General features: G+C 51.5%; 11 protein-coding genes. 8 read left to right on the top strand and 3 right to left on the bottom strand.

Annotated elements, in window-relative coordinates:
• The 5 genes from L692_RS32805 to L692_RS32795 form a co-directional block, all read left to right on the top strand.
• Positions 1-497, top strand: a 497-nt coding sequence (locus L692_RS32805) for a hypothetical protein (protein WP_025701025.1), incomplete at its 5' end; no start/stop codon positions are given.
• Positions 498-591: 94 nt separating this feature from the next.
• On the top strand, positions 592-1,467 hold the full coding sequence (locus L692_RS0115245; RefSeq protein ID WP_025701024.1) for a carbohydrate ABC transporter permease: 876 nt from the start codon (positions 592-594) through the stop codon (positions 1,465-1,467).
• 32 nt (positions 1,468-1,499) lie between these two features.
• Complete coding sequence (locus L692_RS0115240; protein ID WP_025701023.1) at positions 1,500-2,327, top strand: carbohydrate ABC transporter permease; 828 nt, start codon at positions 1,500-1,502, stop codon at positions 2,325-2,327.
• 109 nt (positions 2,328-2,436) lie between these two features.
• Entirely contained in the window at positions 2,437-2,925 is a 489-nt protein-coding gene (locus L692_RS32800; RefSeq protein ID WP_198027766.1) for a galactokinase family protein, read from the top strand.
• Positions 2,926-2,930: 5 nt separating this feature from the next.
• The gene (locus L692_RS32795) at positions 2,931-3,668 is read left to right on the top strand and encodes a hypothetical protein (RefSeq protein WP_198027765.1); all 738 of its coding nucleotides are present in this window, start codon (positions 2,931-2,933) and stop codon (positions 3,666-3,668) included.
• A 169-nt stretch (positions 3,669-3,837) separates the two neighbouring features.
• On the opposite strand, the gene L692_RS30675 is transcribed toward L692_RS32795, so the two are convergent.
• Together L692_RS30675 and L692_RS0115225 are read right to left on the bottom strand one after the other, a co-directional pair.
• Positions 3,838-4,350, bottom strand: coding sequence for a hypothetical protein (locus L692_RS30675; RefSeq protein WP_025701022.1), 513 nt, complete (start codon positions 4,348-4,350; stop codon positions 3,838-3,840).
• 425 nt (positions 4,351-4,775) lie between these two features.
• Entirely contained in the window at positions 4,776-5,777 is a 1,002-nt protein-coding gene (locus L692_RS0115225; RefSeq protein ID WP_025701021.1) for a lipoate--protein ligase, read from the bottom strand.
• Positions 5,778-6,071: 294 nt separating this feature from the next.
• Between L692_RS0115225 and L692_RS0115220 the strand changes: the two genes are divergently transcribed.
• The 3 genes from L692_RS0115220 to L692_RS0115205 all read left to right on the top strand — a co-directional run bounded on the left by L692_RS0115220 (position 6,072) and on the right by L692_RS0115205 (position 10,339).
• Entirely contained in the window at positions 6,072-7,382 is a 1,311-nt protein-coding gene (locus L692_RS0115220) for a nucleobase:cation symporter-2 family protein (protein WP_025701020.1), read from the top strand.
• Positions 7,383-7,484: 102 nt separating this feature from the next.
• A complete protein-coding gene (locus L692_RS0115215; RefSeq protein ID WP_025701019.1) occupies positions 7,485-8,984 on the top strand; it encodes an aminotransferase-like domain-containing protein in 1,500 nt (499 codons plus the stop codon).
• A 143-nt stretch (positions 8,985-9,127) separates the two neighbouring features.
• Positions 9,128-10,339: an aminotransferase class I/II-fold pyridoxal phosphate-dependent enzyme gene (locus tag L692_RS0115205; RefSeq protein WP_025701018.1), complete on the top strand. Its 1,212-nt coding sequence runs from the start codon at positions 9,128-9,130 to the stop codon at positions 10,337-10,339.
• Here L692_RS0115205 and L692_RS0115200 read toward each other — a convergent pair.
• Positions 10,286-10,962: methyl-accepting chemotaxis protein (locus L692_RS0115200; protein ID WP_025701017.1), on the bottom strand; the 677-nt coding region annotated here is incomplete at its 5' end. The genes L692_RS0115205 and L692_RS0115200 overlap by 54 nt on opposite strands.

Raw genomic sequence — 10,962 nt, 5'->3', positions numbered from 1 at the left:
TCTATTCGGGCAAGGCGGCCATGTTCATCAACGGCCAATGGGAGATTTACAGCAGCACGGAGAAGCTGGGCGACAAGGTGGACTGGATGTACATGCCGGCCAAGGATGAAGCGACTTACGAGAGCAGCAAAAGCTTTATCAACGGCGCAGGCTCTCCCGGCGGATTCTCGGTATCCCCAAGCAGCAAGAACAAGGAAACGGCTGTGAAAGTGGCAAGCTTCCTGGCGCAAAAATACAGCGAATACAAGTATACCGTACTGGGCAGCCCGATCGTATCCGTCAAGGTCGACAAGCCCATGACCGGCGAAGTGCCTCCGATGATGAAGCGGATTGCGGACGAAGTTCTGCCGAACGTCAAGAGCTACGCGACAGCGGTTAACAATGTGCAGATTAAAAATGCCGTAGATGATAATACTCAAAACCTGCTGGTCAGCGGATTTACCGTGAAGCAATTTACAGACAACATTAACCGCATTCTGGGCAAGGAGAATAAATAACAGGGATCAAGACAAGTCTGTGCGTTCAGCAGCCTCCGGCTTCCCTGGGGAACAGGGGGCCGCTGTCTGAAGAAAAGGAGTGGAATCATACTGCATGAACAGATATTTAAGTAATAAAAAAGCGATTGCGCTGTTTTTGCTGCCGGCCCTGCTCATCTATAGCGTCGTCATTATTTATCCGGTGCTTCAGACCGTGTACCGAAGCTTTTTTAACTGGGACGGGTTAAGCACGGCAACCTGGAACGGGATTGGCAACTACAGGGAGCTTCTGGAGGACCCTCTGCTTATTACTTCCCTTCGCAACGGCCTTATCTTCGCGCTTGTGCTTGCGGTGTTTCAGATCGGGCTTGGAACCGTACTCGCGCTGGCCTGCGCCGATCCGCGCATCAAGGGGCGCAAATTGCTGAAGACGTCTTATTTTATCCCGGTCGTTCTGTCCGTCACCGTTGTCTGCCAATTGTGGATCGCGATGTATGACCCGGCCCACGGGCTGATTAACCGCCTGTTTAACGCGCTGCATATTCCTTACCAGCAGAACTGGCTCACGTCGCCGACCGTTTCCATTATCGCGATTGCGTTCGTCAATGCCTGGCAGTTCATGGGCTATCAGTTCAGCCTGCTGTACGCGGGCGTCAAGTCCATTCCCGAGCAGTATATGGAGGCGGCTACAATTGACGGCTGCTCCAAATGGATGGCGCACCGCAAGGTGACGATCCCTCTGATGAAGGAAACGTACAAGTTCTGCCTGATCGTTGCCATTACCTCCGGAATCGGGGCGTTTGTGCAAATGCTGATTATGACAAGCGGCGGGCCGGGAACGAGCAACTATACCCTGACGTACATGATTTACCGCTACGCCTTTATGGAGAGCAACTATGGCTATGCCTGCGCCGTTTCCGTTGTGCTGGTCAGCTTGTCTCTACTGGCGACAGTGATTATCAACAAGACGTTTGACCGGAACGAAGCATAAGCGAGCGTTGTCCGGCCAGGAAGGAGCGCAATATGAAGAAGCTGAGAGCGGTACTGATTCAGACCCCGCTATGGATCTATTTTGTAATTTCCGTCTACCCGCTGGTGTGGATGATTTCGTATTCGCTGAAAAACAACGACGAAATTTTCGTCACCAACCCGTTTGGCTTTCCGACGCATTTCCGGATCGAGAATTATACGGCGGCCTGGTCGCAGTTCAATATTCCGCGCTATTTTATGAACAGCTTTGTCGTGTCGTCGGTGTCTACCGTGCTTATTATTTTGTTTGCGCTGATGTTCTCGTTCGCCATCGCCCGGATGCGCTGGAGGTTCCGCGAAAGCGTCAGATTGTATATGACCATCGGCATGTTCATGCCGCTTCAGGTGATTATGATTCCCCTCGCCATTCTGGTAAGGGACTTCCATTTGACGAATACCTACGGCGCGCTGATCGTGCCCTATGTCGCCATCGGACTGCCCTTCTCATGCCTCATATTTTACGGTTTCATGAAGGGTATCCCCGGCGAGCTGGAGGAATCGGCCTGCATGGACGGAGCGAATATTTACCGGATGTTCCTCCAGATTATCGTGCCTGTGGTAACTCCGGCTATCGCAACCGTTGCCATTTTCCAATTCCTTAGCAACTGGAACGAATTCATGCTCGCCTATATTCTGATTTCCGACGAAGCGATGAAGACGCTCCCGCTCGGACTGCTCTTCTTCCAGGGGCAGTACAGCACCGATTGGGGCGGCATGGGCGCGGTTATGACGATTGCGAGCTTGCCGATGGTCATCATCTATCTATTCTTCAGCGAACAGGTCGAGAACGCGATGACGGTCGGTTCGGCGGTAAAAGGATGATTTGTAATAATAATCCATGAGAGAGTAACTTTTTTCCATGTAATAAAATACAACTATAGGTTATCTTCTACTAAGTGAGCAACTTTATCAATAATGGAGGAACGGCAGCATGCCATCTATAGCGGATACATTTCAGTTACTTGATTCGGAGATATTCAAGGAAAGGTTAATAGACCTTTATGGAGAGAGCCAGGAGGCGCTCTTCTCTCAAATCGAAAGATACACTTCCCTGGTTAACGAGTACACCCAAAGATTTGATGGAACCGATGTCTATCTGTTCAGTTCGCCTGGCCGCAGTGAAATCAGCGGAAATCATACGGATCACAATTTAGGCAAAGTGATTGCGGCCAGCATAAATATGGATTGTATAGGCGTTGCGGAGCAAAATACGGAGAATAAAATCCGCGTAAAAAGTCTGACCTACGCCGAGGATTTTACGGTTGATCTTACCCGGAGAGAAGAATCCGAGAATGCTTCGGGCACTTACCGGATCGTAGAAGGCATACTCAACGGTTTTGAAAAGTTCGGTTACCGCATTGGAGGCTTCAATGTTTGTATAACGAGCGATGTGATTAGCGCAGCAGGCATAACGAAATAGATATTGTGGCATGCGCCAAGATAGGCCAATATGCGGAAAATACGAACTGGAACAAGCAGTCGGGGTTGCTGGATCAAATCGCCTGCGGCTATGGCGGACTGATTACCATCGATTTCAAAGACGGCCAATCGCCGTCTATCCAGAAATTGAACTTTGAAGCCATTGACAAAAATTATGAGCTGCTAATCATCCCCACAGGAGCCAACCATGCCGATTTAAGCGAAGAGTACTCTTCCATCCCTACTGAAATGAAGGCGGTGGCAGGGAAGCTTGGCGCAGAGGTTCTCGGTGACCTCAGTATAGACGAGGTGTTGAAGCATTTTGCGGAACTCAGAGAGAGCGTGGGAGACAGGGCACTTCTGAGTGCGCTGCATTTTTATGAGGAAAACAGCCGGGTGGATCAACAGGTCGAAGCTTTGAGAAAGGATAATGGGGACGAGTTCCTGAGGCTGGTTAATGAATCCGGCAATTCCTCCTGGAAATGGCTGCAAAATTGTTATTCAAATTCTACTCCCGGGACCCAAGGGGTAACGGTACATCTGGCTCTTACCGAACGGTTCATCAAGAGAATCGGCCGGGGCGCATGCCGCGTGCATGGGGGAGGCTTCGCCGGTGTGATTATGGCCTTGCTGCCGAAAGAGTCAACGGCCTCCTATACGGAATATATGAAATCATTTGGCGCTGATCCCATCTATCCTGTTCGCATACGTAAATACGGAGCGGTTAATCTAAATCTGCTGTGAAAAAAGCGTCCCGCCATTATTTATGGCAGGGCGCTCCTTATTATTCTGCGGCCTGTTCCTCCAGAAAAATCAATCCAATGACATCCTCCGGCTCGATCCGGCCGAAATAATGCTTCAGATCCAGGCGGGAGAGCTGGAATCGGGAGCTTCCTCAACAGCAAAACTTGAATTAATTTGTAACGTCGGAAATGGATGAACCAGTTTTTCCAAAAAATTCTCCATTAACGTTACTACCGCCACCACTCCATTGAAGCGTATAGCCTCCACCACGCATGCCTTGTTCGTAACCTTCTTCGAAATTCTTCCATGTTAGAGATCCTTTTCCGGAAATCACTCTAGAAAAATATACTATTCCAGTATAATTATGCGTTAGACTAACAGTAACTGATTGGCTACTATAGTTTTTCATTAAAAGTTTAATATGACCATATCCCGCATTTACAGTAAAGTATTTTTGTACAACTGCACCTCCCGTTACGGTATCGCCAATGGGGTTGGAAATATCAATAACAGATGGGCTTATCAAGTGATCTTCGATAAAAGGATTACTAATGGGACTTTCAATTACACTAGATTCAGCAACTGCATTCTCCTGAGTTGTACTTGGTGAAGCAGAAGCAGTCATCCCTATTGTTACCATAGCTAAAGATAATGTCGCAATAAAAGCACTTTTTTTCTTCATAAAATTAATTCCCCCTCTCATTTTCTTTATTATGTATTAATTATTCAATAATGTATTAAATATATATCATAATTTAAATATTGTAAATTATTTGATATAATTAACTCAACTTCCTCACCTTAGTTATCAGTTGAATCCTTTGGGGCTGTAAGAAGAATTCAATGTATTTTCCCTTATTGACAAAAAACACCTTGCTTGTTTGGTATCATGGAAGTGTCGAGCAACCATGCCAACAAGAAGGGTGCGTAACTCTTATATGTAAATTGAAGAGTAAGACTATCAATGGGAACGGGGAATAACGCATTAACAAGGCGCTGGGTTTTGAAAAAGAATGGATTCTCTTAAGCAAAATAAAGAGCAACCCAGTAAATATCTATCTTGGGCTGCTCTCCATGACCTTTAAGTTAAGTCATTTAATGCCTTTGCTATTCCTCCAGAAAAATCAAACCAATCACATCCTCCGGCTCAATGCGGCCGAAATAATGCTTCAGATCCAGGCGGGAGAGCGCCTGCCGGACCTCTTCCTGCTCGTACCGCTTGCCGCGCAGCGCGTCTTCCACATCGGCCACATCGCCCACGCCGAAGAAGTCGCCGTAAATCTTGATTTCCTCAATCCGCGCGTCCTTGATTTCCATCCGGATATCGACGATTCCGCCGGGGAACTTGACCGCATGCTTGACATTGCTCTTCGGCGACTTGCCGTAGTTCCAATCCCAGTTCCGGTAACGCTCCTCCGAGATTTTGTTGATGTGGAGCCAGTCTTCCGCGTTGAGCTTGTACTGCGGCACCTGGTCAGGCTCCATCCCGAAGATCGACCGCAGCAGACCCGCGCGGAATTCCTCGATGGTCATGTCCGTTCCGAGCCGCTCCTTGATATTGGCGACCCGGCTGCGGACCGATTTCGTGCTCTTGGACTTGAATTTCTCCGGATTCGCGTTCAGCGAAGCCTGCACATCATCCAGATTGAGGTTGAACATCAGCGTGCCGTGGCTGAACATGCGCCCCCGGGTCGAGAACTGGGCGTTGCCGGAAATCTTTTGCTCCCCGACCTGAAGATCGTTGCGGCCGCTGAGTTCGGCGTTAACGCCCATGCTCCGCAAATAGTCGATGACTGGCTGGGTGAATTTCAGGAAGTTGTGAAACGATTCGCCGTCGTCCCTGGTGATGAAGCTGAAGTTCAGGTTGCCGAGGTCGTGATAGACCGCGCCCCCGCCGGACAGCCGCCGCACCACCTTGATATTATGTTCCTTGACGTATTCCTGGCTGATTTCTTCTATTGTATTTTGGTGCTTGCCGATAATGATCGACGGGCTGTTGATATAAAAAAGCAAATAGCTGTCGTCCATAGGCAGAAATTTCAGCGCGTATTCCTCAATGGCCAGATTGATGGTCGGGTCCGTAATCCCCGTATTATCGATAAAGAGCATATTCCATACCTCCGTATAAAGGATATAAAAGGGCAAATTACGTGTTCGTATTACTATATATATCATTAGTAATCTGGTATGTTCAATATTCCCACTTAATGTTATATCATATAACACTCAATGAAGGAGGTTATTACTTTTTTGTTTAACACACACATAATATCCAAGGATCTTTAGACATGATGACTAATATACAGGACGACTAATGTAAATTTAGTGTACAGCGCATATAATGTGAAATCATATAAAATGGTTTTTAATTACTTAATTTTAAACTTTGGGAGGCCGGTTCGAATGGGAGAGACAAGAAGGATGAGGGTTTTTTCGCTTGGGCTGCAGCATGTTCTAGCTATGTACGCCGGAGCGATACTCGTACCCTTGATTGTTGGACGGGCATTAAATTTAACGGCGGAGCAGCTGGCGTATCTGGTTTCTATTGATTTATTGACCTGTGGAATCGCAACATTGCTTCAGGCTCGTAAAGGCAAATATTTAGGGATTGGTCTGCCGGCTGTGTTGGGAAGCTCTTTTGTCGCTGTGACGCCGATGATTGCCATTGGTTCACAATATGGGGTTACAGCCATTTACGGCTCGATTATCGCCGCCGGTATTTTTATCGTGCTGTGCGCTGTGTTTTTCAGTAAAATCGTCAAGCTGTTCCCTCCTGTTGTCATCGGTACGGTTGTTACCATTATTGGCCTCGCATTAATCCCTACCGGAATTAGAAATATGGCGGGCGGCGTTGGCAGCAAGGAGTTTGGAAGTCTTCAGAATTTAGCGCTTTCTTTTGGCGTTCTCATCTTTATTTTACTGCTTAACCGCTTTTCTCGTGGCTTCATACGATCTCTTTCTGTTCTCATTGGAATCCTTGCCGGAACGATTGCAGCTGCATTCATGGGTAAGGTTAATTTCTCCGCTGTACAGGATGCCTCCTGGTTTCATTTGCCTAAGCTTTTTTACTTTGGAGTGCCTTCGTTTGAAATAGGCCCGATTATCACGATGATCATTGTAGGTACAGTTGTCATTATCGAATCAACGGGTGTATTTTTTGCTTTGAGTAAAATTTGTGAACAGCCTATTAATGAAAAGGATTTGGCACGGGGATACCGCGCTGAGGGCCTGGCTTTTATCCTGGGAGGAATCGTGAATGCCTTCCCGTACAACACCTTTGCTCAAAATGTGGGACTTGTACAGCTTTCAAAGGTAAAAACAACCAATGTGGTTGTTGCAGCCGGAGGGATTCTGATCTTCCTGGGGCTTATTCCGAAAATTGCCGCTTTCGCGACGATTATTCCAGCCTCCGTACTTGGCGGAGCAACGGTCGTTATGTTCGGAATGGTCGTTTCGTCGGGAATAAAAATGCTGCAAGCCGTTGACTTTAGCAAGCAATCCAACCTTCTGATTGTGGCCTGCTCCGTTTCTTTAGGCCTTGGTGTTACGGCTGTTCCCGATTTATTTGCGCAATTGCCTCAAAGCATCCGGATTATTGTCAGCGATGGAATCATTACGGGCAGCTTGGCGGCTATTCTATTAAATGTCATTTTTAACTTAAGCTCAAAACAACAAGATGTGCCTGTTCAACAAGCACAGGAAATTCACTCTTAATATCTTTCTCACGAAGAACCGCGCCCGGCGAAAATCGCCGCGTGTGCGGTTCTTTTTTTGCCTCCGCAAATATGCCATGATAACGGTGGAGGAGATACATGCATGTTCAATGATTTCAAGCTTGCGGAGGGGCGCCCGGTCTATCTCCAGGTCAAGGATTACATGAAGCGGCTGATTGTTCAGGGGGCGCTTCAGGCGGACCGGCGGCTTCCCGCGACCAGAGAGCTTGCCGGGCTGCTCGGCGTCAGCCGCAATACGGTCATCTCCGCCTATGCGGAGCTTGAGGAGGACGGGTTCGCCTATACGGTACAGGGCAAGGGCAGTTTCGCTGCTGCGGTCACGCCCGTGCGGGCCGCCGAAGAGGAGAGCGGGAGCGGCTGCGCCAAGCTGGACTGGAGCGAACGCTTCAGCGATTACGCCCTGCTGGCGGAGGAGCTGGATCTCATGAAGCGCGGCATCCGGGCGGCCAAAGGAACCATTTCGTTCACAAGCATCGCGCCGGACGAGAAGCTGTTCGATCTGGACAGCGTGAGGCGCGCTTTCTCGGACCGGATGGCCGTGGAGGGCCATGTGCTGCTGAATTACGGCTACGCGAAGGGCTACAAGCCGCTGATCGACTATTTAATGGACTATATGGCCCGCAAGGGCGTGGATACCCGGGATAAAGATATGCTGATTACGAGCGGCTTCACCGAAGGGTTCGACATCGTGCTGTCGGCGATCCGCAAGAAAAGCGGCAGGGTGCTGTGCGAGAACCCGACCCACAATACGGCGATCAAGAATCTGAAGCTGCACGGCCTTGAGATCACGGGCATTCCGATGGAGCGGGACGGCATCAGCATCGGGGGGCTGGAACAGGCGCTGGCGGAAGGGGAGTACGACCTGGCCTATTTCGTTCCGTCCTACCATAATCCGACGGGCATCGTGACCTCCCTGCAAAAGAGGCTGGAGCTGATGACGCTGATGAACCGCTTCCGGATTCCCGTCGTCGAGGACGGGTTCAATGAGGAGCTGCGCTATTCCGGCTCGCATGTGGCGCCGCTGGCGGCCATGGCGGGGGCGGGGAACGGCGTCATATATATCGGAAGCTTTTCCAAGGTGCTGTTTCCGGGACTGAGAGTGGGCTGGGTGCTTGGGGACCGGCGGCTGATCGGCACGCTGGAGAGCGTCAAACGGGCACGGAGCATTCACACCTCGACGCTCGACCAATCGCTGCTGTACCAATATTTGCATAACGGAAATCTGGAAAAATATTTACGCAAGGCGCGGGCCGAATATAAACGGAAATACGAGCTGACGCTTGCATGCTGCCGGGAGAGGGTTCCTTATTCCGCCCTGTCGGGGGACGGCGGGCTGCATCTGTTCATGGCGTTTGAGCAGGGCTTCGACACCCGGAAGCTGCTGGCGGCCTGCTCGCAAAGAGGCGTGATCTTCACGCCGGGGGACAATTTCTATACGGACGGAGCCGGCGGGAACACGCTGCGCCTGGGCTTCTCCAGAGTGGCCGATGAGGATATCCGTAAGGGAATCGCTATTATCGGGGAGGCAGCGTACGAGTTGATGAAGGGACCGGATCAAGCGGAGGCGGCGCAGAATAAATAGGCGTCAGGGAAGATGGCGGCAGGAATATCCAGGTGAAGGAAAGGGAGCGGGAAAGATGGCGGGAAAAATGAAAGTTGGCGCAGTTATGGGCGGCATATCGGCGGAAAGAGAAATTTCGCTGAGGGAAAGAGGGGTGCCCGAGCATGTCCGGTGAATGGATTCGTCAGGCTGTCAGGGAGCTGCCCCCTTCGGGCATCCGGGCCTTCTTCGAGAAAGCGGCGGGTGACCGGGAGTTGATTCAGCTCGGAGTCGGCGAGCCGGATTTCCGGGTGCCGGAATCGGTCCGGAAAGCCTGTATCCGCGCATTGAACCGGGGGGAGACCGGATATTCTTCCAATGCGGGGCTGCCGGAGCTCCGCCATGAAATCGCCGGTTATTTAAGCGCCGGGTTCGGGCTTCACTATGATCCCGGCGCGGAGATCATTGTCACTTCAGGCAGCAGCGAGGCGCTGGATATCGCGCTGCGGACGGTTATTTCACCGGGGGACGAGGTAATTATTCCGTCACCCGGCTATGTCGCCTACGCTCCGATGGTCACGCTGAGCGGAGGAACCGTTATTCCCGTAGAGACGAAGCGGGAGGAGGGCTTCAAATTGACGGCCGAGGCCCTGCGGCGGAGTCTTACCCCGCGAACCAAGGCGCTTATCGTCAATTATCCGAATAATCCGACCGGCGCGGTGATGACCCGCGGGGATTGGGAGCCGATCGCGGAGCTTGCCGTCCGGCATAATCTGATGGTCATTTCGGATGAGGTCTATGCCGAATTGACCTATGGAGAGCGTCATGCCAGCATCGCTTCGCTGCCGGGGATGAAGGAGCGAACGATTCTGGTTAGCGGGTTCTCCAAAGCGTTCGCGATGACTGGCTGGAGGGTGGGCTATGTCTGCGCGAGCGGCGAGCTGCCTTTCGCAATGCTCAAAATCCACCAGTACACGGCCATGTGCGCTCCGGTTCCGGGGCAGATTGCCGCCCTGGAATCGCTGCGGAGCGGACTTGAGGCCAAAGACCGGATGAAGGCCGCCTTCGGCGCGCGGCGCTCCCTGCTCGTGGAGGGGCTGAATGCGATAGGTCTGCCCTGCCATATACCGGACGGCGCTTTCTACGCATTTCCGTCGGTTGCCGGAACCGGCCTGACGTCAGAGCAGTTCGCGCTTCGGCTGCTCAGCGAAGCCGGCGTCGCGGTTGTGCCCGGCTCCGTGTTCGGACCCGAAGGGGAGGGGCATATCCGCTGCTCCTATGCCGCTTCGTCCGGCCAACTGGCCGAGGCGCTGCGGCGGATCGGACGGTTTATGGAAGCTGAGCTAAATTTTAAACTTCCGGACCGCTTCCTGCATTTTGAGCGTCCGCTCGTATAAATTCTCGACCGTTTGGGCATGTCCATCAAGCTGTTTCTGCTGGCTGCGGTAATTATCGGCGAGTATATCGGCTCCTGCTTGCGATTTGGAAGTGATTTGCGCGGTTTCCTCAACGGATGCGGTCACTTCCTCGGTTCCCGCCGAAATTTGCTGGGCGGCTGCGGATACCGACTGAATGCTCTGGTTGATGCTTTGGATCAGGATGGCCAGGCGGTCAAATGCACTCCCCGCTTGTTCGACTATGCCTACGCCGGAAGCGACCTGGGCATTCACCTCGTTCATACCGGTTACGGACCGCTGCATTTCCTCTTGCAGGCTCAGCAGGAACCCGCGGATTTGCTCGGTGGCTTCTCTGGACTGCTCCGACAGCTTGCGCACCTCTCCGGCGACGACGGCGAAGCCGCGGCCGTGCTCGCCCGCGCGGGCCGCTTCGATGGAAGCGTTAAGCGACAGCATCTGGATCTGTTTGGTGATCTCCGAAATGCTCTGCACAATCAGGCTGATCTTCCGCGATTGCTCGTCCATTTTGCGGAATTGCTCCAGCGATTCTTCGGAAGCCCGCCCCACCTGGCGCATTTGCTCGACGGCGCTTTGGGCCGTGTCATTGCCGCTAATCGCCTCGG

Origin of the sequence: Paenibacillus forsythiae T98 (assembly GCF_000520735.1) — a bacterium.
Classification (GTDB): Bacteria; Bacillota; Bacilli; order Paenibacillales; family Paenibacillaceae; genus Paenibacillus_AQ; species Paenibacillus_AQ forsythiae.
Note: the sequence above shows the minus strand (reverse complement) of the source record. Positions and strands in the feature narration are given on the sequence as shown.